Here is a 22571-nt window from a genome sequence, read left to right as displayed (position 1 = left end):
GGTCGCACAGCCGGTGCGACCACGGGTCCCATGCACGAGACGGACGGAACGAGTCCGGTCAGGCCGGACGGAGCGAGCCTGCTCAGCGGGCCGGACGGAACGGGTCGGACTCAGCGGGCCGGACGGATCGTGCCGGTGACCTCGCCCAGGGCGATCGTGGTGCCGTCCGGGCCGGGAGCGGTGGCGGTGATGGTCACCGTGTCGCCGTCGGCGAGGAAGGTGCGGCTCTCGTCGCCCACCAGGGCCGGCTCGGCCCCACCCCAGGTCAGCTCCAGGAACGAGCCGACCTGTGACCGGTCCGGGCCGGACACGGTGCCGGAGGCGTACAGGTCGCCGGTGCGCAGCGCCGCGCCGTTGACGGTGAGGTGGGCCAACTGTTGGGCGGGCGTCCAGTACATGGTGGCGAACGGCGGCTCGCTGACCAGTGCGCCGTTCCACTCGACCGCCAGCCGGAGGTCCAGACCCAGGTGCGGCACGTCGCGCAGGTAGTCGACCACCGGCGGGTCCTGGTCGGGGGCTGGCACGAAGGCGTCGCCGAGCGCGTCCAGCGGCGTGACCCAGGCCGAGACCGAGGTGGCGAACGACTTGCCGAGGAACGGGCCGAGCGGCTGGTACTCCCAGGCCTGGATGTCCCGAGCGGACCAGTCGTTGACAAGCACCACCCCGAAGACGTGGTCGGCGAAGTCGTCGACGGACACCCGGTCGCCCAACTCGCTTGGTACGCCCACCACGAAGCCGACCTCGGCCTCGATGTCGAGGCGTACCGATGGGCCGGTGACCGGACCCTCGGCGGCGGCCCGCTGGCCGATCGGCCGGGTCACCGGCGTGCCCGAGACGACGACGGTGCCGGCCCGCCCGTGGTAGCCGATCGGCAGGTGCTTCCAGTTGGGCAGCAGCGCCGGCTGACCGGGGCGGAAGATCTGCCCGACGTTCGACGCGTGGTGCTCGGAGGAGTAGAAGTCGACGTAGTCGGCCACCTCGATCGGGAGCAACAGCTCCACGTCGTCGAGGGGCACCAGCATCGGCTCCACGTCGGCCCGGTGCGTCGGGTCGGTCAACAGCTCGGTGATCCGCTGCCGCACCGCGACCCACTGCGGACGGCCCAACGCCATGAACTCGTTGAGGGTGGGCCGGCACAACGCACCGGCGGCCAGCACCAGCTCCGCGGCCTCCGCTGCGGCCAGGTCGAACACCCACGACCCGATCCGTACGCCGATCCGCGGCCCGCCCCCGTCGCGCCGGAAGACCCCGTACGGCAGGTTCGTCACCCCGTACGGCGAACCGTCAACGCCGGTCACCCAGGTCATGCGTCGTAGCCCCCGTTCACCAGCCCCAGCCGGATCAGATCGGTAAGTGGTTCCAGGATGCTGCACGAGCCGAAGCCGACCCAGAGTGGGCGGGGTTCGTGCAGCCGTGCGGTGGCGCGTTCCAGCAGGGGGCGCGGGTCGAGTGCGGTCAGTAGCTCGGCGACCCGGCTGACGCCCACGCCGTCGGCGGCGGCGAGCGTCGCGGCCAGCACGTTGGCGTACCCGTGGTGGGTGAACCCGGTCTCCGGGTCGAGGTGCCGGACGGCCTGGTGCAGCCCGGCGGTGAGCTTGAACGGCAGGTCCCGGTCCCGGCAGGCGCAGATCACCGTGGCCAGCTCGGTCGGGGTGGGGAACAGCTCGGCGGCCAGCCCGCCGGTGCGGAACTTGGCCGCGATCGGCACGCCGTCCGCGCGGGCGGCGGTGAGCGCGTCCAGCGCGCCCATCAGCCCGAAGGTCAACGGAAGCTCGGCGTACACGGCCTCCACGCCCGGCATGGCGTCGATCAGCCGCAGCAGCTCGGCGACGCCGGGCAGCGGGTCCTCACCGCGCTTGGCGACCGCCACCTCGACCTGACGCGCTGTCACACCGTCCGGTGCCAGGCACGAGAGCGCGAGGGGCAGGTTCCCGATGCCGGTGTCACCGATCAGCCCGATCACCAGGCCCTCGCCCGGGTCGACCAGAGCACTCAGCTGGCCCGCCGTGACCGTCGAGGCGGGGATCAGCAGGGGGCCGACCAGGTCCGCGTACCAGGCGGCGCGGTGCTGCCGGTGGGCCGCCAGGGCGTCGGGCAGCGCGGCGCTGCCCGGAGGGAAGACGGCAGCGTCGTCCACCAGGCCATCGAGGAGTACTGGCACCTGCGTTGACACGGAACAAGAATGTACGGGACGCTACGAGGAACGGACAACAACGTCCGATTATCGGACACATCTGGCCGGTGGACGGGACAAATCGGGAGGCGAAATGCCGTATTACCGCAGCGTCGGCGAGGTGCCGCGCAAACGCCACACCCAGTTCCGTCAGCCCGACGGCAGTCTCTACGCCGAGGAGCTGATGGGCCAGGAGGGCTTCTCCTCCGACTCGTCCCTGCTCTACCACCGGCACGCGCCCACCGCGATCCTGGCCGCCGAGGAGTTCGCCCCGCCCGCGTTCACCCGGGCACCGAACCTGCCGCTCAAGCCCCGCCACCTGCGCACCCACAAGCTGGACACCGGCGGCGCGGACCCGATCCTCGGCCGGCAGTACCTGCTCGCCAACGACGACGTCCGAATCGGGTACGTGCTCGCCGACCGGCCGTCGCCGCTGTTCCGCGACGCCACCGGCGACCACTGCCTCTACGTCGAGTCGGGCACGCTGCGGGTCGAGTCCCCGTTCGGGGCGCTGGACGCGGTCGCCGGCGACTACGTCGTCATCCCCACCTCGACCATCCACCGGCTGGTGCCCACCGGCGACGAGCCGGTCCGGCTGCTCGCCGTCGAGGCCTCCGGGCACATCGGCCCGCCCAAGCGCTACCTCTCCGTCCGCGGCCAGTTCCTGGAGCACTCGCCCTACTGCGAGCGCGACGTCCGCGGCCCCGACGCCCCGCTGCTCGTCGACGGCGAGGAGGTCGAGGTGCTGGTCCGGCACCGGCGCGGCTGGACCCGCTACGTCTACGCCAACCACCCGTTCGACGTGGTCGGCTGGGACGGGCACCTCTACCCGTGGGCCTTCTCCATCCACGACTTCGAGCCGATCACCGGCCGCATCCACCAGCCCCCGCCGGTGCACCAGACCTTCCAGGGCCCCAACTTCGTCATCTGCTCGTTCGTGCCCCGCAAGGTCGACTACCACCCGGACTCGATCCCGGTGCCGTACAACCACCACAACGTCGACTCCGACGAGATGCTCTTCTACACCGGGGGCAACTACGAGGCCCGCCGCGGCTCCGGCATCGAGCAGGGCTCGATCTCGCTGCACCCGTCCGGGTTCACCCACGGACCGCAGCCGGGTGCCGCCGAGCGTTCCATCGGCGCCGACTACTTCGACGAGCTGGCCGTCATGGTCGACACCTTCCGCCCGCTGGACCTCTGCGACGCCGCCAACACCTGCGAAGACGAGGCCTACGCCTGGACCTGGGCCCGCCAGCGCTAGCCCGCCCCCCGGTGGGTCGATCATGGAGTTGTGGTGGGTGACAAAGAACCCGCGACATTACAAAACAGGCACCACAACTCCATGATCGACACGAGCCCAGCCCGCCCGCCCGCGATCTTGCAGTTTTGCCTTGACTTGGGACTTTTCGCGCGTATGGGCAGCCGAAGAGCAAGATCGACGGGGTACGGAGTACGGGACGCAGGGCGCGGGCAGGGCGCTCTTGCGGGGACGAGCTGCCGTGCCGTCGGTCAGGGGCGGATTGCGGTTCTGGTGAAGATGGCGAACTCGGCCACCGCTGTGGCGACGATGGCCAGCACCAGGGGCCACGGGGAGCCGACCACCGCGTAGACCAGCAGCAGCAGCGGGGCGGCGGCCACGGCGTAGATCGCCAGCGCCACCGCGCGGTCCGCGTGCAGCAGGGCGGGCAGGACTGTCCGGGTCAGTCCCGGCAGCCGGGCCGCGAGCTGCCAGACGACGATCCCGCCGGTGAGCGCGGCGAGGACCGCCAGGACGCGGGAGAACCCGTCGTTCGCCGACGCCGCGAACGCGACGAACACCGCCGCCACCAGCGACCAGCCCGCACCGTAGAGCACCAGGCGGTGCACCCCGTACGCGAGGGTCCGTGGCGAGTCGATCCGGCTCGGGCTGATCGTCACCGCCTCGGAGACGTGCGCCAACGCCTCCGACCAACGGCGCTGCTCCAGCCGCAGGACACCCACGTCGTGCGCGGCATCGGCGAGACGTGGGTCGAGCCGCAGCGCCTCCCGGTAGGCCCGCTCGGCCAGGTCGAACAGGTCCAGGCGGGCGGCGACCAGACTGAGCACGAGATGCGCCTGCGACTCCCCCGGAGCCAGTTCGACGCCACGCCAGGCCGCGTTCAACGCCGGTTGGCCGTTACGGGCGTCCGCCAGGATCGCCGCCGCGCTCCGCTGGGCGTACGCGTCGGCCGGGCCAAGGGCGAGGATCCGGTCGGCGGTGGCCGCCGACTCGGAATACCGCTCCAGGTCGGCCAGCGCCATGGCCCTGGCGACCAGCGGCGCAAGGGACTCCGGTGCGGCAGCCACGGCCCGGTCCGCGGCGGTGAGCGCCTCGGCCGGGCGGCCGGCGGCCAGGTGCACCCGGGCCAGCATGGTGAGAGCGCCCACGTCGTCCGGCTGGAGGGCCAACCCGTAGGTCAGCTCCCCGGCCGCCTCGTCGTGGCGGCCGAGTTCGGCGAGAAGTTGGGCCCGCTGGACGTAACCGTCGGCGGCGGACTGGTCGGGGGCCGGGTCGCTGGACATCGCGGCGAGCTTAGGCGGCCGGCGCGTCGTACACCAGGGCCACCGCCACGCCGGCCAGCCCCTCCTCGCGGCCGGTGAAGCCGAGCCCGTCGGTGGTCGCGGCGGAGAGGGTGACCGGAGCACCGACGGCGGCGGACAGCACCTCCTGCGCCTCCGCACGACGCTTGCCGATCTTGGGGCGGTTGCCGACGACCTGCACCGACACGTTGCCGATCTCCAGGCCGTTGGCGCGGAGCCGGCGGGCCGTCTCGGTCAGCAGCGCCACCCCGGACGCGCCGGCCCACTCCGGCTGGCCCACCCCGAACGCCGAGCCGAGATCACCGAGCCCGGCGGCGGAGAGCAGCGCGTTGCAGGCGGCGTGCGCGACCACGTCGGCGTCCGAGTGCCCGGCGAGGCCGTCCTGGTCGGGCCAGAGCAGACCCGCGACCCAGCAGGGCCGGCCCGGCTCGAACGCGTGCACGTCGGTGCCGATGGCCACCCGGGGAACGATCATGATCAGAGAGTACGCGTCAACCGGAGGCGGCAAGCAGGTGCTCGGCCAGCGCCAGGTCGAACGGCCGGGTGATTTTCAGCGCGTACTCCGAACCGGGCACGCAGGTCACCGCGACGCCCTGCTTCTCGACCAGCCCGGCGTCGTCGGTGAGGGGGTCACCGGCCGCGGCGTGCGCGGCACTGAGCACCGACCGGCGGAAACCCTGCGGGGTCTGCACCGCGCGCAGGGCGGAACGGTCGACGGTGCCGAGCACCACCTCGTCGGCACCGACCTCCTTGATCGTGTCGACGACCGGCAGCACCGGGATCACCGCGGCCCGTCCGTCGCGAACCGCCGCCGCGACAGACTCGACGAGCTCGGGTGGGGTGAGCGCGCGGGCGGCGTCATGCACCAGGACGATCGTCGGGCCGGCGGGCACAGCGGCCAGCGCGGCGGCCACCGACGCCTGCCGTTCCGCACCGCCCGCCACGACGATCACGGGCGCGACCGGGGCCAGCAACTCACGGACGGCCCGCACCTCGGCGACCGGTGCGGCCACCACTATCGTGTGCACCGACGGTGCGGCGGCCAGTCGACGCACGGCGTGCACCAACAGCGGCTCGCCGGCGAGCAGGCGCAGCGCCTTGGGTCGGCCGGGGCCGAGGCGTACACCGGCACCCGCCGCAGGCACGAGGACCGCGACGTCACCGCGCGGGTTGAGCTGCGCGGTCACGTCGCGGTCCTCGGTGGTTTCTTCGCTGGGTAGTGGGAAGACGATGCTGTGCGGACTAGGCCTCGGTCAGGACCTTGTCGAGCAGCGTCTCCGCCTCATCCTTGGTGCTCTTCTCGGCCAGCGCGACCTCGCCGACGAGAATGTCGCGGGCCTTGGCAAGCATCCGCTTCTCGCCCGCGGAGAGGCCCCGCTCCCGCTCCCGGCGCCACAGGTCACGCACGACCTCGGCGACCTTCAGCGGGTTGCCGGAGGCCAGCTTTTCCAAGTTGGCCTTGTAACGCCGCGACCAGTTGGTCGGCTCCTCGGTGTGCGGAGCCCGCAGAACGTCGAAGACCTTGCCGAGGCCCTCTTCGCCGACAACCTCACGCACGCCCACGATCTCGGCGTTCTCGGCCGGCACCCGGACCGTCAGGTCACCCTGCGCGACCCTCAGGACGAGGTATTGCTTAGGCTCGCCCTTGATGACCCGAGTCTCGATTGCCTCGATGAGTGCGGCCCCGTGGTGGGGGTAAACAACGGTCTCGCCGACACTGAAAACCATAGGTTCGAAACCCCTTTCGCTGTGTCTAGGGTAACACGCTCAGGCACCGATGTCTCACCGATGTCCTGACCGTTGGCGCAGCTCAGGGGCCCTGTGAGAGGTCTTGCTTCAGCTTGACAGGCGGTCAAACCGATGGTTCAAACACGCTCCGTAACGTGCGGATGACTGCCCGGCACGAGTGAACAGAACGTCGAGATCAAGGGCTATGCGCTCCTCCCATGGTATCCCGGCCAGCGGGAATGCGCCCAGGTGTAGCGGGAGGCGCCCCTGGTGCGCGACCCTGGAGACCGAGCCGCACTCCGCTCTCGAGACCATTGCAGGAGGTCCGATGGGCAAGCCGGATGCCGAGGGCCACGGGCCGACCGAGGGCCTGCCCGGCCTGCCGCCCGAGTGGGGTCGCGTCGTGGTCCCCGACGACGCCTCGGCGCTCGCCGGCGAGGCCGCCCAGGTGCGTCGAGAGCTGCGCCGCGCCGCCGGCGACCGCTCCGGCCGCCTCGCCCTGCCACTGCTGGTGCTGGTGGTCGCGGTGCTCACCACCATGGCCGGTCTCCTCGCCGTCGCCTGGCCGCGCGCCGGCCGAGGCACCGACCGCCCGACCCCGGCCCCGTACGCGCCTCCCGCGACCGTCGCCGGCCGCGCACTACCCGCGCTGGACCTGGTCGACGCCGCCCAGGAGCCCGTGCCGCTACGCGGCCTGCTGCCCGCCATGATCATCCTGGTGGACGGCTGCCCCTGTCCCGGGCGGATCGGCGAGGCCGCGGCGGCAGCGCCGGCCGGAATCGTGGTGATCACCGTGGCCGGCGGGCGGACGGTAGCGCCCCCGCCACCCGGAGACAGGGGCATCCGGGCACTGGCCGACCCCGCCGGCGGGCTGCGGTCGTTCCTGGGCCAACCGGTCCGCCCCGGCACCCTGACCGCACTGCTTGTCGACCGCGACGGTGTGGTGACCCGGGTGCTGCCCGACCTGGGGCCCGTCGACTCCTACCGCAGTGACCTGGGCGCCCTCGCCGGCTGACACCACACGAGTCGGATGACGCTAGCGAGGCAGGCCGACGAGCTGCGCCTCGACGTCGATCTCGCGCACCCCGACCGTCGCAAGCAACACCCGGAAGGGCCTGCCGTGCGAGAGCACCTCGGTGGTGGTGATCGTGCCGTCGCAGTCGATCTCGGACGGCCCGGCCAGCTCGCCGTCGAAGGCCGTCACCGACAGGGTGCCCGGCCTGGTGCACCGGTATTGCAGCAGGTAGCGGGAGTCACCGCCGCCCGCCTGCCGGACGACGCGCTGCCCCGGCACGAGCACCGTCCGCTCGCGCCAGATCGTCTCGCGGAACGAGGGCAGCTCACCCTGGAAGAAGAGCCAGCCCGGATCACCCTCGATGTCGATGATCTTGCCGTTGGCCGGGTCGATCACCGCCCGCGGGGCATCCACCGCCCGGACGACCGCCCCCGTCTCTCCGTCGACCCGCGCGGTCAGCTCACCACCCCGGACCAGGGCGCGATCCAACGGTGTGCTGACGCTGGGCCCCACGGCGGGTGTGGCCGTCGCACCAGCCGGCCCGGCCACCGGGGAGGGCGCGGCGGAGCGCCACCACCAGCCACCGGCGACCAGGACGGCCACCGTCGCGCCGAACAGCACCGCCGAGCGCAGCCGCTCATCCACCGTCGCATCCACCCGTCCAGCGTACCGCCGCAGGTGGCAGAGATTCACTCCTGTCGATCGAGCAGGGCAGCGTACAGGGTGAGGCCGGGGCCGAAGGCCAGCATGACGACCCGCCGAGCCGCCGGCGTCGAACGGCCCAACCGGTCCAGGATCAGCAACACTGTCGGCGACGAACAGTTGCCGTGCTCGTCGAGCGTCGCCCGGGACGCCGCCAACCCCTCCGGAGGAAGGGCCAACTCCCGCGCCACCACGTTGAGGATTCGCGGACCACCCGGGTGCACCGCCCAACCGTCCACGTCGGAGCCCGTGACGCCGTGCCGGGCCAACAACTCGTCGACCAAGCCACGGACGTGCCTCGAGAGCACCTGCGGCACCTTCGGCGACAACCCCATCCGGAAGCCGGCATCGGTGACGTCCCAGGTCATGTGGTCGGCGGACGAGGTGTCGGTGACCGAGGTGACCTCGCGTAACGCGTACCCCCGGCCACCTGGCACTACCACGGCGGCGACCGCGGCGTCCGAGAAGAGCGCGTGGGAGACGATCTGCTGGGTGTCCACCCGGGCACTTGACGGCTGGATGTGCAGGCTGGTCAGCTCCGCGCAGAGCAGCAGCGCCGGCCGCCCCCGCGCGGTGACGAAGTCGCTCGCCGCGCCCAGCCCCGGCAGCGCGGCGTAACAGCCCATGTGGCCGATGAACATCCGCTGGGTGTCCGCGGCCATGCCGAGATCCCGGGCGAGCAGGATGTCCAGCCCGGGCGTGGCATAGCCGGTGCAGGAGCAGACGATGAACAGCCCGATGTCACAGGCGTCCAGCCCGGCGGCCGTCAGCGCGCGACCCACCGCCTCCTTGCCCAACGGCAGCGCCTCCACCTGGTAGCGGCGCATCCGGCGCTCGGTCGGCCAGTCCGAGACGTCCTCGATCAGCGGGTTGACCGCGGCCTGACGCCGGGTCACCCCGGAGTTCGCGAAGATCCGCTGGGCCAACGACCGGGTGGTGCCGGTGAAGTGCCGGGAGAAGAAGCCCTCCCACAACTCGTCCTGCGAAGCGGACGGCGGCTGCGCAGTCCCGAGCCCCGCGATCACTGGTACGGACACGATCCCCACCTCTCGTCAGATGCTGTCCTCCCCCTGGCCGTCCCACCAGCCACCTCGGCTGGCCGTTCTTTCCTGTGAGCCTCGTCCGGCCGGCTCACCAACGCGGTGCCGATCCGTCACGATCCGGGTCGCCGCCCAGCGCGGCGATGCCGAGCCAGTCGGCGCAGACGTCCGACGTGGCCGGGTGCAGAGAGCCGCAGCGGGCATCCCGGTAGAGCCGCTCCAACGGGTGACCACGGCGGGTCGCCGAGGTGCCGGCCGCCTCCAGCACCGACGCCGCCACCTCCGCGGCGGTGGTGCCGGCGAGCAGCTTCGCCCGCCACACCCAGCGGTTGGTCTCCTCGTCGCCGGGTGCCTCGTCCACCCGACGGGCCGCCTCGGCGACCACCAGCTGTGCGGCAGCGGTCGTGGCGTCCGCTCGCCCCAGCCGGGCCCGCACCGCCGGCAGACCGGCCAGGTTGCGGGCGTTGAGATGCTCGACCGCCGCGTCGATCGCCGCCCGGGCGACCCCGACGTAGACGGCCGCGTAACTGGCCACCAGCCAGTGCGGCATCAACTGGGCCACCACCAACGCCAGACCCTCGACCCCGCCGAGCAGGCGGTCCGTGGGCACCGTGACGTCCAGGTGCAGGTCGTGCGAGGAGGTGGCCCGCATGCCGAGCGCGTCCCAGGTCGGCTCCACGGTCAGGCCGTCACCGGCCGGCACCAGGAACTGCGAGACCACCGACTGGTCGGCCGCGCTGCGCGCCGCCACCAGGTAGCCGTCGGCGTGCCCGGCACCGGAACAGAAGGTCTTGCTGCCCTTGAGGTGCCAGCCCTCGTCGGTCGTCTCGTAGACGGTGCTCAGTTGGGACAGCCGGGCGCCGGCGCCACGCTCGCTCATCGCGACCGCGTACCAGGAGCCACCCGCGGCGGCGGTGAGCAGCCGGTCCCGGGCGGCCAGCGCCTCGTCCGGCACGCCCAACGCCTCGGCCAACTCCTCGGTGACCGCACCCAGCGCGCCGGTCACCGAGGCGTGCATGTTGAACACCAGTGCGGTCGCCCCGTTGCCCCGGGCAAGCTCAGTGGCCACTGCGGCGTACTCCGCGAAGGTCGCTCCCATGCCTCCCAGCGCGCAGGGCACCAGCAACCCGAACAGGCCGGCCTCCCGCAGATCACGGAAGTCGTCCACCGGAAAGGAACCGTCCCGGTCGTGCTGGGCCGCCCGCGCGGCGAACCGGGGTGCCAACCGGCGGGCCGCCTCAAGCGCGTGCACCGTCATCTCGCCTCCTCCTCTCCAGTGCCGTACCCCGCCACGGCCCGACTATCCGTTTCGGACCCCCCAGCCCTGGTAGAGCACTGCGGTGGACCGGGTGGGCACGACGCGCGGAGCGGGACCGGCCGGCGTCGCACCTCGCCGGCCCGCGCCGGCGCGGCGCAGCAGCCAGGCGACCAGGCCGCCGGCCTGCGGGCGGATGCCGCGCACCCGCAGGTCGACGCCGTGTCGAGCACACTCGGCGACCAACGCCCGGGCATCCACGAACAACCGTGGATCGTGGATGCCGCGCGGCACCGTCGGCAGCCGCTCGGCGATCCGTACCGCGACGAGACGGGCCAGCGCCGTGTCGTTCAGGGTGTCCAGCACGAGCAGGCCGCCCGGGCGCAGCAGCCGGCACGCCTCGGCAACCACGCGCGGCCAGGCCGGCACGTGCTCCAGCAGCTCGCCAGCGGACACCACGTCGGCACAGCCGTCCGGGAGCGGCACCGCCGTCGCGTCACCCTGGACGACGCGCACCCCGTGCTCGGCCGCCTGGACCAGCGCCGAGCGGGTCAGATCCACACCGACATGGCGGTAGCCCTTGCCGCTCAGGTGCGGCGCGAGCAGGCCGGCACCGCAGCCCAGGTCCACGAGCAACGCGTCCGGGCGGGTCGCCGGTGGCACCAGTGCCGCGCGGGCCGCGGCGAGCCAGTGCAGCATCGCGAACGCGCCATCCGGCCGCCACCACTCACCGGCCAGGTCGTCGTACTGGCGCGGGTCGTTACGCGGCAACACCCTCGGGCCGGCGGGCGCCGCGGCCGCAGCCACGTCTCGCATGGCACCGAGCGTGGCACGACTGCTCGGTAACGACCAGACTTCCCTTATGTCGTCGAGGGTGTTAGGGCTGGTCAGAGCAAGCCATCCAGAACCGGCCGCAGCGGTGACCACTGTCGCCGGTCTGCTGGCGTGGGGAGTGGGCCACCGGGCGTCCGGAGTCGTCTCGGTGGTGCTCGCCGTGCTGGCCAGTCAGCTCGCCGTCGGCTGGACCAACGACGCACTGGACGCCGAGCGGGACGCCACTGTGGGGCGTACCGACAAACCTGTCGCCGCCGGCGCGGTCGGCCGGCGCGTCACGGCCTGGGCCGCGGCGGCGGCCGCGGTCGCCTGCCCGCTGCTGGCGCTGACCACGAACCCGGCGGCGGCGTTCTGGCTGACCGTCGCCCTGGTCTCCGCGCTGCTCTACGACTGGCCGCTCAAGGCCACCGCCTTCTCGGCGCTGCCGTACGCCGTCTCGTTCGGCGCCCTGCCCGCCTTCGTGGTGCTGGCGCTGCCCGGCCAGCCGGCCCCACCGGTCTGGCTGGTGACGGCGGCGGCCTGCCTGGGAGCCGGGGCCCACTTCGCCAACGTGCTGCCCGACCTGGCCGACGACGCCCGGACCGGCGTGCGCGGCCTGCCCCACCGGCTGGGGGCCGCCGGCAGCCGGGCGGCGGCGGGCGGCCTGCTGCTCGCGGCGACCGCGACCCTGGTCCTCGGACCACCCGGGCCGCCGTCGGCCATCGGGCTGGCGGCGGTCGGCACGGCCGCCGTGGTGCCGGCACTGAGCTGGTACGCCGGACGCTCGGCGGTCCGGGCGGGCCGGCGGCCGGTGGCGGCCTTCCGGGCGGTGATGCTGGTGGCAGTGATCGACGTGGTCCTGCTGGTGGCGAGTGGTCGGGTGGTGTGAACGGCACCCGGCCAGGTGGCATTGCCGGGTCCGCGTGCGGGCCTCGATCAGCCCCAACTACCCTGGAGCGCGGTCTGCGCGGGTATGGCCACCGTGCCCGGCATGCGGTCCGGGTGGGGATTGTGACGAGGAGGACCGACGTGACGCGCTCGATCAGGGGATCCCGGCGGGCGGCCCTGTTGCTGTCCGGGATCGCGGCAACCGGCCTGCTGGCGTCCGGATGCGGCACCGGTCAGATCGCCGAGACCGCGTTGAAGGAGCCGTCGGTCCAGGGCGTCAACCTCACAACCAACAACGGTTCCTTCTCCGTGCGGGGCCTGCTGGTGAACTACCCGGGCGTCGAGGGTTACGAGGCCGGCCAGGACGCCCCGCTCAACGCCGTGATCTACAACGACTCCAAGGAGACGGTCACCGTCACCGTCACCAGCGAGAGCGCTCGCGAGGTACGGATCGGCAGCGGCTCGGCGAGCGCGTCGGCCAGCGCGTCGCCCTCCGGCAGCGCATTGTCGTCCGGCAGCGCGTCGCCCTCCGGCTCGCAGAGCCCGTCGGTCTCCGGATCCCGCCCGGCCAGCCCGTCGGCGACCCCGTCCGAGACCGGGTCGTCCTCGGCCACGCCGTCCGCTCCGGAGTCGGCGCGGGCCTCAGGCTCGGCCAGCCCGGCGGCTCCCGGCGAGCTGGCCCGCATCGAGCTGGCTCCGCTGAGCTACCTCCAGCTCAACTCCGAAGCCACCTCGCAGCTCCGGCTGATCGGCCTGACCGAGGCGCTGCGCTCCGGTCAGAACGTCTCGGTGACCTTCGACTTCGGCAACGGCAACAAGCTGACCGGCCAGGCGCCGATCGCGGTGCCGCTCACCCCGGCCGCAACCCCCTCGCCGATCATCGAGCGTGAGGGCGGCTACGAGGGCGACGAGGGCGGCACGTCCCACGAGTGACACGACCTCCGCATCGACAGACGCCCCGGCGTGGTGACCACCACGCCGGGGTGTTTTCGTCGTACGCGAGGGCTAGCGTCCTGATGTGACCACCTCCCGATCGACCCCTCCGCGTGGCGGCACGACAAATGCCGCCCGTGGTCGGTCCACCGCCCGCGAGCCTCGTCCGGCCTACCAGTGCGACGCCTGTGGGCACCAGCCGCCCAAGTGGGTGGGGCGCTGCCCGGAGTGCGGCGAGTGGGGCGCTGTGGTCGAGAGCACGGTGACCGGCCCGACCGTCTCCGGTCGGGTGGTCAGCTCCCGGGTGCCGTCCGAGCCGGCCCGGCCGATCGCCACCATCAGCGCCGCCCCGGCCCGCGCCGTGCCCACCGGGGTGAGCGAGCTCGACCGGGTGCTCGGCGGCGGCCTGGTGCCCGGTGCCGTGGTGCTGCTCGCCGGCGAGCCCGGCGTGGGCAAGTCGACACTGCTGCTGGATGTGGCCCAGCAGTGGGCGGTCAATGCCGGCAGCCCCTCGCTGGTGGTCAGTGGCGAAGAGTCGGTCAGTCAGGTGCGGTTGCGCGCCGAGCGGATGGGCACCCTGCACGACAGGCTCTACCTCGCGGCAGAGAGCGACCTGGCGTCGGTGCTCGGCCACCTCGACGCGGTCAAGCCCGGCCTGCTGGTGCTCGACTCGGTGCAGACCATCTCCACCACCGGCACCGAGGGGGTGCCCGGCGGGGTGACCCAGGTGCGCGCGGTCACCGCCGCGCTGGTCTCGGTCGCCAAGGAGCGCGGCATCGCCACCGTGCTGGTCGGGCACGTCACCAAGGACGGCCAGGTGGCCGGTCCACGGGTGCTGGAGCACCTGGTCGACGTGGTGTTGCACTTCGAGGGTGACAAGCACTCCTCGCTGCGCCTGGTGCGCGGTGTGAAGAACCGGTTCGGCGCGGCCGACGAGGTCGGCTGTTTCGAGATGCACGAGGGCGGCATCAGCAGCCTGGCCGACCCGTCCGGGCTTTTCCTGACCCGCTACGCGGAGCCCGTCCCGGGCACCTGCGTGACGGTGGCCATGGAGGGGCGGCGGGCCCTGGTCACCGAGGTGCAGGCGCTGATCGGCGCGACGGTGGCCGGTTCTCCCCGGCGCACCGTCTCCGGCCTCGACTCAGCGCGCCTGGCGATGGTGCTCGCGGTGCTGCAACGCCGCACCGAGCGGCTGACCCTGCACGACCGGGAGGTCTTCGCCGCCACTGTCGGTGGCATCCGGGTGGTGGAGCCGGCCGCCGACCTGGCGGTGGCGTTGGCGGTCGCCTCCGGCGGGCTCAACCTGGCCATCGCGCCGCACCTGGTGGCGATCGGCGAGGTGGGTCTGACGGGTGAGGTGCGTCGGGTCGGTGCGGTGCCTCGCCGGCTGGCGGAGGCGGCCCGGCTCGGGTTCAAGGTGGCCCTGGTGCCGCCCGGCTGCGGCCCGACCAGCACCGGCGCCGGCCCCGAGCAGATGCGCGTGACCGAGGTCACGGATGTCCGTTCTGCACTGCACCATGCGGCTCGCGCGTCCGCTGAGTGACCCACCGTGCCGACGGAGACGGCGAAACCGGACAGCACGTCGCAACCAGGAAACGGGTTGGAAGGGCCGCATCGTGACACATCACAGTAACCACGACAGCACCCACCGCACGGCAGTCCGTAGACTGTCCCCGTGCCGATCGACCGCGATACCACCAAGCCAGCCGGCGCGCCGCCCCAGGCCCGCACCGGCGCCGTGGGCTCGCCCGCCCGCACGATCAGCGTGAGCGTGACCGCGGGAGCCACCGGGAGCGCCGGGGACCCACTGCGCGCCAACCTCGCCCTGATGGCCCCGGGCACCGCCCTGCGCGACGGTTTGGAGCGGATCCTGCGCGGCCGCACCGGCGCGCTGATCGTGCTCGGCTACGACAAGGTCGTCGAGGGCCTGTGCACCGGCGGCTTTCCGCTGGACGTGGAGTTCTCCGCGACGCGGGTCCGGGAGCTGTGCAAGATGGACGGCGCCGTCGTGCTCTCCAGCGACGGCACCAGGATCGTCCGGGCGGCCGTGCACCTGATGCCCGACCCGTCCATCCCTACCGAAGAGTCCGGCACCCGGCACCGCACCGCCGAGCGGGTGGCCCGGCAGACCGGCTATCCGGTCATCTCGGTCAGCCAGTCGATGCGGATCATCAGCCTATACGTCAACGGCCAGCGGCACGTGCTCGACGACTCGGCGGCGATCCTCTCCCGGGCCAACCAGGCGCTCGCCACCCTTGAGCGATACAAGCTCCGGCTGGACGAGGTCTCCGGCACGCTCTCCGCACTGGAGATCGAGGATCTCGTCACCGTCCGGGACGCGGTGGCCGTGGTGCAGCGCCTGGAGATGGTTCGCCGGATCGCCGACGAGATCGCCGGCTACGTGGTGGAGCTGGGCACCGACGGTCGCCTGTTGGCTCTGCAACTCGACGAGCTGATGGCCGGCGTGGACGCCGACCGGACACTCGTGATCCGGGACTATCTGCCAGTCGGTCGCAAGTCGCGCACCCTGGACGAGGCACTTGTCGAGCTGGACCTGCTCGGCGCCACCGAGCTGATCGACCTGGTGTCGGTGGCCAAGGCGATCGGCTACCCGGCCGCGTCCGACGCACTGGACGCCGCGGTCAGCCCTCGCGGCTTCCGGCTGCTGGCCAAGGTGCCGCGGCTGCCGGTGGCGGTGGTCGACCGCCTCGTGTTGCACTTCGGCAGCCTCCAACGGCTGCTCGGCGCGACGGTCGAGGATCTACAGGCCGTCGAAGGGGTCGGTGACGCCCGGGCCCGTGGCGTCCGTGAAGGGCTGTCCCGGCTCGCCGAGGCATCGATCCTGGAACGGTACGTCTGATCCGGCTCAGCCGGTGACGGTGAGCTTCACCGGCGCGCTGAGCTTCGTGCCGACCCGGGCGAACACCTCGTACGCGCCGGTCGGCGGGAACGGCCCGCCGGCCAGCCCACTGCCGTCGCACCGGCTGGTGTCCCGCCCGTTCCACACCACGCTGTAGGAGCGCTCGAAGTTCGGGGTGAAGGACTGCACGTCCGAGCCCTGGACCTTGCCGCAGGTGTCCGAGGACCAGATCTTCTCCGCACCGGACTTGATGAAGATCTCCTGCGCCTCGGCGCCGACGTTCCGGCTGCACGTCCGCTCCGACGTGTTTTTGATCTTGAGTTCCAGGTCGACGAGCGCCCCCCGCTGGACCGATACCGGACTCGCCGCCGAGACCACCCGGATCTCCGCGTCGGTGCAGGTGCCGTCGTCCTCCGCACCGGCCGCCGCACCCGGTGGCGGCGTGTTGCTGGTGATCGCGGGGCTCGGGGTCGTCGCACCGGCATCGGCGGAAGCGGACGGCGGCGGAGCCCCGGTCTGGGGCGTCAGCAACGGCCCGTCGGGACCTGTCGTCCCGGTGGGCGTGGCAGTGGACGCCGCCCCCGTCTTCGGGTCGTCGGAGCGACCCGAGTTGGTGCAGGAGTAGAGCAGGACAATCAGGAAGAGAAGCCCCGCTCCGAGTACGACGACGCGACGCCGCCAGTACACGGCGGGTGGCAGGGGGCCGACCGTCAGACGCATGATGCCCCCCACCGTAGCCGCGCTGCGCCCACCAGTGGAGCACGACGCGCCGGAGCCCTCCCGGGACACCCGCTCAACCCTCCACTCAGGACGGACGGGGCGGTCGTCCGACGCCCGATCAGAGGTAGACCTTGCGCTGATAGACGGCGTGCGCACCGGCCACCCGATCCAGAAAGAGCAACCCGGCGCAGTGGTCGATCTCGTGCTGCAACGCCCGCGCCTCGAAGCCGTCGGTCACCAACCGGACCGGCGTGCCGGTGCCCGGCAGGTCACCCTCCACCACCAGCCGGCTGGCTCGCTTCACGTCCCCGGTCAGGTCCGGCACCGACATGCAACCCTCCCGGCCCGGTTTCCACCGGGTCGCCTCGACCACGCGCGCATTGCACAACACGAAGGTCCCGTGCACCGTGACCGCCTTCGGATGCCCGGTCACGTCCACGGCGAAGACACGAGCGCCCACGCCCACCTGCGGTGCCGCCAGCCCGACACAGCCCGGCGACACCCGCATCGTCGCCACCAGGTCGGCCGCGAGCTGGACTGTCTCGTCCGCCGTGGGATCGACCTCTCCGGCGGCCTGACTCAGCACCGGGTGCGGGGCGGACAACACCGCCCGCACCGCACCCGGCAGGACCAGCACCTCCGGTGTCCAGCCGCCCAGACCGGCGTACGCCCCGACGTCCGGGACGCTCTCCGCGCCGGTCACAGCAGATCCGGGTCCGCCGGACGGAGCGTGACCTCCACGCCCAGCTCGGCAGCCGTCCGATGCAGCCGGTCGACAAGTGTCTCAGCCACGCCGGCCGGCAACTCGACCTCGGCCAGCACCACGTAGAGGGAACCCGCCAACCGGGTGCTCAGGTCTGTGACATTCCCGCCCGCGTCGACAAGCACCCGCGTCATCGCCGCCACGATGCCCATCCGGTCCGAACCGTGCACCGCCATCACGTACGGCTCACCCACCGCGGGCACCTCGCCGTCGGGAGTCACCGCGCGTACCGTCGCCAGCAGTTGACCCTCGGCGGCCAACGGCGCCAGCGCGGCCTCGACCTCGGCGACGGCCGGCCCGGTGCAGATCAGGGTCATCGCGAAATGCCCCCGCAGCCGTGTCATCGTGCTGTCGGTGAGATTCGCGCCCAGTCGGGCGAGCACCTCGGCGACGTCGGCCACGATGCCCGGCCGGTCCCGGCCGATGACGGTGATCGCGAGCTCGTTCATCCGCGCATTCTCGCCGATCCGCCCGGCACCACGGCGACACCCCGCCCGAGCCGCCCATCCAGCGGGACCGCGCCACGTGACATCATCGACGGCGCCATGACTCAACCCGATTTCGCCACAGTGGTCAGCCGATGGTTCCAGCAGCACGCCCGCGACCTTCCGTGGCGTGCGCCGGGCACCAGCCCGTGGGCCATCCTGGTCAGCGAGGTCATGCTCCAGCAGACACCCGTGGTCCGCGTGGTGCCGGCCTGGCAGGCATGGCTGGCCCGCTGGCCGGAGCCGGCGGCGCTGGCCGCGGACACCCCCGCCGAGGCGATCCGGATGTGGGGACGCCTCGGTTATCCCCGTCGGGCGCTCCGGCTGCGGGAATGCGCTGTCGCGATCGTCGACCGGCACGGCGGTCAGGTGCCGGACCGCCTGGAACAACTGCTGGCCCTGCCCGGGGTTGGCACGTACACGGCGCGGGCGGTGGCAGCCTTCGCGTACGGGCAGCGGCACCCGGTGGTCGACACCAACGTGCGTCGGGTGGTCTGCCGGGCCGTTGCCGGCGAGCCGGACGCCGGACCGGTCACCCGACCAGCCGACCTGGTCGCCACCGAGGAGCTACTCCCAGCGCAGCCGGCCGCGGCCGCGCTGGCCAGCGCCGCGTTCATGGAGCTGGGGGCGGTCATCTGCACCGCCCGGTCACCGCGCTGCACGGCCTGCCCGGTCGAGTCGATCTGCGCGTGGCGGGCCTCCGGCCAGGAGGCCCCGACCGGCCCAACCCGCCGACCCCAGCGGTACGCGGGCACCGACCGACAGGTACGCGGCCTGCTGCTCGGGGTGCTCCGGGAGACCGCCGGACCGGTGCCGCACGAACGGCTGGACCAGGTCTGGACCGATGACGTGCAGCGCGCCCGCGCCCTGGCCGGCCTGGTGCAGGACGGCCTTGTCGAACCGGCCGGCACCGATTACTTCCGCCTCGTCGGCGACGGCCCCTCTCTCCCCACCGCCGACCTGACCACCTGACCCACTCCAGACGGCCCAGGCCATGCCAGGCCCGCGCTCGCCAGACTCCCCCTTCGGGCGGCCAGCACGCGCGGTCCCCAGATACGCCCCCGTCCCACCGAGAGGTCCCGCCAACACCTGCCCACCTGCCCCACATGCCCCGCATGCCCACCTGCCGCGCCCGAGCATGTTCTCCCGCCCGGCAGGCGACGGAACCCAAAGATCGTGCCCGAGCCACAGCTGCGCTAAGGGTCAACTGAGTCGCGCGAAACTCCCGCCTCCTCACGTTCGTCACCCCAGGAACGCCCCACCCGCGCCGATCTTGCACTTTCGGTCGCCGCTATGCCCCGAATGTCCCCTCATGCCGAGACAGAAAGTGCACAGGTCGCGGAGAAGGAGCAGTTCGGTCTCGTCGATCATGGAGTTGTGGTGCCCGGTTTGATGCCGTTAGAGCGCTTTGTCACCCACCACAACTCCATGATCGACGAGGAATGCGGGTTGACGAGCAGCCCCGCCGCCCCGGATCAGCCCCGCCGCCCGATCACGCCGCAACATCAGGGAAAGTGCTGCCTCCGGATGCCTTGAGGCAGCACTTTCCCTGATGTTGCGCGGATCTTGTGCAGCCGGGCGCAGGGCGCGAGCATCGCGGCGCACGGGGTGAGGCGCGGGACGCGGGGCGGTGGGCGCAGGGCCCGGAACGCAGGACCCGGGACACAGAGGGCAGAGCGCAGAGGGCAGAGCGCAGGACGCATTGCGTTGGACGCGGGCAGAGCCGACTGGCGTGGGCCGACGCGGGGTGGCTCGATGAGCGGGTGTGACCTGTGGGTGTAGCGCGAAAAGGGCGGGGCCCCGATGGCTTACGCCATCGGGGCCCCGCCCCTTGCTGTGCTGGTTGTGTTACTCGTCCGCGCCTGCGGCGGCGGTGCCAGCGGCAGTGCCACCCAGGTCGGCCGGGACAGCGTCCGGAACTTCGACCGGCTTGTCCGCGCCGTGGAAGACGAGCTTGGACTTGTCGATGTCGTTCGGGTCGCCTTCGCAGTCCACCACGACGATCTGACCCGGGGTCAGCTCGTTGAACAGGATCCGCTCGGAGAGGTTGTCCTCGATGTCGCGTTGGATCGTGCGACGAAGCGGACGGGCACCGAGCACCGGGTCGAAGCCCTTCGCCGCCAGGTACTTCTTGGCGTTGTCGGTCAGTTCCAGACCCATGTCCTTGTTGCGCAGCTGGCCCTCGATCCGCTGGATCATGATGTCCACGATCGAGAGGATCTCGGTCTGGCGCAGCTGGTGGAAGACGATGGTGTCGTCGATCCGGTTGAGGAACTCAGGCCGGAAGTGCTGCTTGAGCTCGTCGTTGACCTTCTGCTTCATCCGGTCGTAGTTGGACTCGGAGTCCTCCGACTGCTGGAAGCCCAGCGAAACCGCCTTGGCGACGTCGCGGGTGCCCAGGTTGGTGGTCAGGATGATGACCGTGTTCTTGAAGTCCACGATCCGACCCTGACCGTCGGTGAGCCGACCGTCTTCGAGGATCTGGAGCAGCGTGTTGAACACGTCCGGGTGGGCCTTTTCGATCTCGTCGAAGAGGACCACCGAGAACGGCCGACGCCGCACCTTCTCGGTCAGCTGCCCGCCCTCGTCGTAACCGACGTAGCCGGGAGGGGCACCCACGAGCCGGGAGACCGTGTAGCGGTCGTGGAACTCGGACATGTCCAGCTGGATGAGGGCGTCCTCGCTGCCGAAGAGGAACTCGGCGAGCGCCTTGGACAGCTCGGTCTTACCCACACCGGAGGGGCCGGCGAAGATGAACGAGCCCGACGGGCGCTTCGGGTCCTTCAGGCCGGCCCGGGTACGCCGGATCGCCTTCGAGACCGCCTTGACCGCATCCTCCTGGCCGATGACGCGCTTGTGCAGCTCGTCCTCCATGCGCAGCAGGCGCGAGGTCTCCTCCTCGGTCAGCTTGTAGACCGGGATGCCGGTCCAGTTGCCGAGAACCTCGGCGATCTGCTCGTCGTCAACCTCGCTGACGACGTCCAGGTCACCGGCCTTCCACTCCTTCTCCCGCTGAGCCTTCTGACCGAGGAGCTGCTTCTCCTTGTCACGCAGCTGGGCGGCACGCTCGAAGTCCTGAGCGTCGATCGCGGACTCCTTGTCGCGACGCACCTGGGCGATGCGCTCGTCGAAGTCGCGCAGGTCTGGCGGCGCGGTCATCCGACGGATCCGCATCCGGGCACCGGCCTCGTCGATCAGGTCGATCGCCTTGTCCGGCAGGAAGCGGTCGGAGATGTACCGGTCGGCAAGCGTCGCCGCAGCCACGAGAGCGGCGTCGGTGATGCTCACCCGGTGGTGCGCCTCGTAACGGTCACGCAGGCCCTTGAGGATCTCGATGGTGTGCGCCAGCGACGGCTCACCCACCTGGATCGGCTGGAACCGACGCTCGAGAGCGGCATCCTTTTCCAGGTGCTTGCGGTATTCATCCAGGGTGGTGGCACCGATGGTCTGTAGCTCACCACGGGCCAGCATCGGCTTGAGGATGCTGGCGGCGTCGATCGCGCCCTCGGCGGCACCCGCACCCACCAGGGTGTGGATCTCGTCGATGAACAGGATGATGTCGCCGCGGGTGCGGATCTCCTTGAGCACCTTCTTGAGGCGCTCCTCGAAGTCACCGCGGTAGCGGGAACCGGCGACCAGCGCACCCAGGTCGAGCGTGTAGAGCTGCTTGTCCTTCAGAGTCTCGGGCACCTCGCCCTTGATGATCTTTTGGGAGAGCCCCTCCACCACGGCGGTCTTACCGACGCCGGGCTCACCGATCAGGACCGGGTTGTTCTTGGTACGGCGGGAGAGCACCTGCATGACCCGCTCGATTTCCTTCTCGCGCCCGATGACCGGGTCGAGCTTGCCCTCGCGGGCGGCCTGGGTCAGGTTGCGGCCGAACTGGTCCAGCACCAGGCTGGTCGACGGCGCGGCCTCACCCGGCGCGGCGCCCGCCGCGGCAGGCTCCTTGCCCTGGTAGCCGGAGAGCAGCTGGATCACCTGCTGGCGGACCCGGTTGAGGTCGGCGCCGAGCTTGACCAGCACCTGGGCGGCGACGCCCTCGCCCTCACGGATCAGCCCGAGCAGGATGTGCTCAGTGCCGATGTAGTTGTGGCCGAGCTGCAGCGCCTCGCGCAGCGACAGCTCCAGCACCTTCTTGGCCCGCGGCGTGAACGGGATGTGCCCGCTCGGCGCCTGCTGACCCTGGCCGATGATCTCCTCGACCTGCTGGCGGACGCCCTCCAGGGAGATGCCGAGGCTCTCCAGGGCCTTTGCCGCGACGCCTTCACCTTCGTGGATCAGGCCCAGCAGGATGTGTTCCGTACCGATGTAGTTGTGGTTGAGCATCCGGGCCTCTTCTTGGGCCAGGACGACAACCCGTCGCGCTCGGTCGGTGAACCGCTCGAACATGCCCTCGTGCTCCTCACGTGCCGTGCGCCTTGATGGTCAAGATCTTGGCGGGGCCGGTGCACGAACGTCCGGGACGGGCGTCCGTGCCTCCTTACTCTATCGTCGCTGACCGACTCAGCTGAGGTCGTGTGTCTCCGGTCTGGGTCGGTTGCACGTCGTTTTGGACAACCGTCCGCGCTCAGGAGGTGTTCCGGTAGTCCTGTCGCTACGCGCAGAGCGAAATCCGACTGGGGCGACCAACGCCC

The 22571-nt window shown here is 71.6% G+C and carries 21 protein-coding genes; 7 read left to right on the top strand and 14 right to left on the bottom strand.

The genetic code is table 11. The features are described 5' to 3' along the window. Nucleotides 1–110: 110 nt before the first annotated feature. On the bottom strand, nucleotides 111–1307 hold the full coding sequence (fahA, locus tag AB0A95_RS06700; protein ID WP_357554650.1) for a fumarylacetoacetase: 1197 nt from the start codon (nucleotides 1305–1307) through the stop codon (nucleotides 111–113). Next, the gene (locus tag AB0A95_RS06695; protein WP_357554649.1) at nucleotides 1304–2173 is read right to left on the bottom strand and encodes a hypothetical protein; all 870 of its coding nucleotides are present in this window, start codon (nucleotides 2171–2173) and stop codon (nucleotides 1304–1306) included. Before AB0A95_RS06695 ends, fahA begins: the two co-directional genes overlap by 4 nt. A 94-nt stretch (nucleotides 2174–2267) precedes the next feature. Here AB0A95_RS06695 and AB0A95_RS06690 point away from each other — a divergent pair, with 94 nt between their 5' ends. After that, nucleotides 2268–3434: a cupin domain-containing protein gene (locus AB0A95_RS06690; RefSeq protein ID WP_357554648.1), complete on the top strand. Its 1167-nt coding sequence runs from the start codon at nucleotides 2268–2270 to the stop codon at nucleotides 3432–3434. Nucleotides 3435–3682: 248 nt separating this feature from the next. Here the strand turns inward: AB0A95_RS06690 and AB0A95_RS06685 are convergent, their stop codons facing one another. The 4 genes from AB0A95_RS06685 to AB0A95_RS06670 are packed head-to-tail and all read right to left on the bottom strand — an operon-like array spanning nucleotide 3683 to nucleotide 6460. Then, entirely contained in the window at nucleotides 3683–4714 is a 1032-nt protein-coding gene (locus AB0A95_RS06685; RefSeq protein WP_357554647.1) for a tetratricopeptide repeat protein, read from the bottom strand. 10 nt (nucleotides 4715–4724) lie between these two features. Continuing rightward, on the bottom strand, nucleotides 4725–5210 hold the full coding sequence (gene ispF, locus AB0A95_RS06680) for a 2-C-methyl-D-erythritol 2,4-cyclodiphosphate synthase (protein ID WP_357554746.1): 486 nt from the start codon (nucleotides 5208–5210) through the stop codon (nucleotides 4725–4727). A 13-nt stretch (nucleotides 5211–5223) separates the two neighbouring features. Then, the gene (ispD, locus tag AB0A95_RS06675) at nucleotides 5224–5919 is read right to left on the bottom strand and encodes a 2-C-methyl-D-erythritol 4-phosphate cytidylyltransferase (RefSeq protein ID WP_357554646.1); all 696 of its coding nucleotides are present in this window, start codon (nucleotides 5917–5919) and stop codon (nucleotides 5224–5226) included. Between the two features lie 55 nt (nucleotides 5920–5974). Then, nucleotides 5975–6460 carry a CarD family transcriptional regulator gene (locus AB0A95_RS06670; protein ID WP_007073334.1) on the bottom strand — a complete coding sequence of 162 codons (486 nt, stop codon included), beginning with the start codon at nucleotides 6458–6460 and terminating at the stop codon, nucleotides 5975–5977. 328 nt (nucleotides 6461–6788) lie between these two features. On the opposite strand from AB0A95_RS06670, the gene AB0A95_RS06665 reads away from it, so the two are divergent. Further along, on the top strand, nucleotides 6789–7475 hold the full coding sequence (locus AB0A95_RS06665; protein ID WP_357554645.1) for a hypothetical protein: 687 nt from the start codon (nucleotides 6789–6791) through the stop codon (nucleotides 7473–7475). 21 nt (nucleotides 7476–7496) lie between these two features. Here the strand turns inward: AB0A95_RS06665 and AB0A95_RS06660 are convergent, their stop codons facing one another. The 4 genes from AB0A95_RS06660 to AB0A95_RS06645 all read right to left on the bottom strand — a co-directional run bounded on the left by AB0A95_RS06660 (nucleotide 7497) and on the right by AB0A95_RS06645 (nucleotide 11288). Continuing rightward, entirely contained in the window at nucleotides 7497–8132 is a 636-nt protein-coding gene (locus AB0A95_RS06660) for a hypothetical protein (protein WP_357554644.1), read from the bottom strand. Nucleotides 8133–8164: 32 nt separating this feature from the next. Next, a complete protein-coding gene (locus AB0A95_RS06655) occupies nucleotides 8165–9214 on the bottom strand; it encodes a type III polyketide synthase (protein WP_357554643.1) in 1050 nt (349 codons plus the stop codon). A gap of 94 nt (nucleotides 9215–9308) precedes the next feature. Next, nucleotides 9309–10475: an acyl-CoA dehydrogenase family protein gene (locus AB0A95_RS06650; protein WP_357554642.1), complete on the bottom strand. Its 1167-nt coding sequence runs from the start codon at nucleotides 10473–10475 to the stop codon at nucleotides 9309–9311. Nucleotides 10476–10517: 42 nt separating this feature from the next. After that, nucleotides 10518–11288: a methyltransferase domain-containing protein gene (locus AB0A95_RS06645; RefSeq protein WP_357554641.1), complete on the bottom strand. Its 771-nt coding sequence runs from the start codon at nucleotides 11286–11288 to the stop codon at nucleotides 10518–10520. Nucleotides 11289–11334: 46 nt separating this feature from the next. Between AB0A95_RS06645 and AB0A95_RS06640 the strand changes: the two genes are divergently transcribed. From AB0A95_RS06640 to disA, 4 genes are all read left to right on the top strand, one after another. Further along, nucleotides 11335–12174: a UbiA family prenyltransferase gene (locus tag AB0A95_RS06640; protein WP_357554640.1), complete on the top strand. Its 840-nt coding sequence runs from the start codon at nucleotides 11335–11337 to the stop codon at nucleotides 12172–12174. A gap of 140 nt (nucleotides 12175–12314) precedes the next feature. Then, complete coding sequence (locus tag AB0A95_RS06635; RefSeq protein WP_357554639.1) at nucleotides 12315–13106, top strand: hypothetical protein; 792 nt, start codon at nucleotides 12315–12317, stop codon at nucleotides 13104–13106. An 85-nt stretch (nucleotides 13107–13191) separates the two neighbouring features. Then, the gene (gene radA, locus AB0A95_RS06630; RefSeq protein WP_357554638.1) at nucleotides 13192–14649 is read left to right on the top strand and encodes a DNA repair protein RadA; all 1458 of its coding nucleotides are present in this window, start codon (nucleotides 13192–13194) and stop codon (nucleotides 14647–14649) included. 132 nt (nucleotides 14650–14781) lie between these two features. Then, on the top strand, nucleotides 14782–15966 hold the full coding sequence (gene disA, locus AB0A95_RS06625; protein ID WP_124772010.1) for a DNA integrity scanning diadenylate cyclase DisA: 1185 nt from the start codon (nucleotides 14782–14784) through the stop codon (nucleotides 15964–15966). 6 nt (nucleotides 15967–15972) lie between these two features. On the opposite strand, the gene AB0A95_RS06620 is transcribed toward disA, so the two are convergent. The 3 genes from AB0A95_RS06620 to AB0A95_RS06610 all read right to left on the bottom strand — a co-directional run bounded on the left by AB0A95_RS06620 (nucleotide 15973) and on the right by AB0A95_RS06610 (nucleotide 17898). Next, a complete protein-coding gene (locus AB0A95_RS06620; RefSeq protein WP_357554637.1) occupies nucleotides 15973–16686 on the bottom strand; it encodes a hypothetical protein in 714 nt (237 codons plus the stop codon). A gap of 118 nt (nucleotides 16687–16804) precedes the next feature. Continuing rightward, nucleotides 16805–17389: a peptide deformylase gene (locus tag AB0A95_RS06615; RefSeq protein WP_357554636.1), complete on the bottom strand. Its 585-nt coding sequence runs from the start codon at nucleotides 17387–17389 to the stop codon at nucleotides 16805–16807. Beyond that, nucleotides 17386–17898: an ACT domain-containing protein gene (locus AB0A95_RS06610; RefSeq protein WP_357554635.1), complete on the bottom strand. Its 513-nt coding sequence runs from the start codon at nucleotides 17896–17898 to the stop codon at nucleotides 17386–17388. Before AB0A95_RS06610 ends, AB0A95_RS06615 begins: the two co-directional genes overlap by 4 nt. Before the next feature lie 96 nt (nucleotides 17899–17994). Between AB0A95_RS06610 and AB0A95_RS06605 the strand changes: the two genes are divergently transcribed. After that, nucleotides 17995–18906 (top strand): A/G-specific adenine glycosylase, encoded by a 912-nt coding sequence (locus tag AB0A95_RS06605; protein ID WP_357554634.1) that lies wholly within the window; start codon nucleotides 17995–17997, stop codon nucleotides 18904–18906. A gap of 876 nt (nucleotides 18907–19782) precedes the next feature. Here the strand turns inward: AB0A95_RS06605 and AB0A95_RS06600 are convergent. Further along, nucleotides 19783–22326: an ATP-dependent Clp protease ATP-binding subunit gene (locus AB0A95_RS06600; protein WP_357554633.1), complete on the bottom strand. Its 2544-nt coding sequence runs from the start codon at nucleotides 22324–22326 to the stop codon at nucleotides 19783–19785. Nucleotides 22327–22571: the final 245 nt, after the last annotated feature.

The organism is Micromonospora sp. NPDC049230, from assembly GCF_040647875.1.
Lineage (GTDB): Bacteria > Actinomycetota > Actinomycetes > Mycobacteriales > Micromonosporaceae > Micromonospora.
Note: the sequence above shows the minus strand (reverse complement) of the source record. Positions and strands in the feature narration are given on the sequence as shown.

Excerpts from the sequence above, each read along its gene's own strand:
- AB0A95_RS06645 (WP_357554641.1), bottom strand. The coding sequence starts at position 11,288 with ATGCGAGACGTGGCTGCGGCCGCGGCGCCCGCCGGCCCGAGGGTGTTG.
- AB0A95_RS06685 (WP_357554647.1), bottom strand. The coding sequence starts at position 4,714 with ATGTCCAGCGACCCGGCCCCCGACCAGTCCGCCGCCGACGGTTACGTC.
- AB0A95_RS06650 (WP_357554642.1), bottom strand. The coding sequence starts at position 10,475 with ATGACGGTGCACGCGCTTGAGGCGGCCCGCCGGTTGGCACCCCGGTTC.
- fahA (WP_357554650.1), bottom strand. The coding sequence starts at position 1,307 with ATGACCTGGGTGACCGGCGTTGACGGTTCGCCGTACGGGGTGACGAAC.
- AB0A95_RS06620 (WP_357554637.1), bottom strand. The coding sequence starts at position 16,686 with ATGCGTCTGACGGTCGGCCCCCTGCCACCCGCCGTGTACTGGCGGCGT.
- AB0A95_RS06690 (WP_357554648.1), top strand. The coding sequence starts at position 2,268 with ATGCCGTATTACCGCAGCGTCGGCGAGGTGCCGCGCAAACGCCACACC.
- AB0A95_RS06670 (WP_007073334.1), bottom strand. The coding sequence starts at position 6,460 with ATGGTTTTCAGTGTCGGCGAGACCGTTGTTTACCCCCACCACGGGGCC.
- AB0A95_RS06665 (WP_357554645.1), top strand. The coding sequence starts at position 6,789 with ATGGGCAAGCCGGATGCCGAGGGCCACGGGCCGACCGAGGGCCTGCCC.
- AB0A95_RS06640 (WP_357554640.1), top strand. The coding sequence starts at position 11,335 with ATGTCGTCGAGGGTGTTAGGGCTGGTCAGAGCAAGCCATCCAGAACCG.
- AB0A95_RS06605 (WP_357554634.1), top strand. The coding sequence starts at position 17,995 with ATGACTCAACCCGATTTCGCCACAGTGGTCAGCCGATGGTTCCAGCAG.
- AB0A95_RS06610 (WP_357554635.1), bottom strand. The coding sequence starts at position 17,898 with ATGAACGAGCTCGCGATCACCGTCATCGGCCGGGACCGGCCGGGCATC.
- AB0A95_RS06600 (WP_357554633.1), bottom strand. The coding sequence starts at position 22,326 with ATGTTCGAGCGGTTCACCGACCGAGCGCGACGGGTTGTCGTCCTGGCC.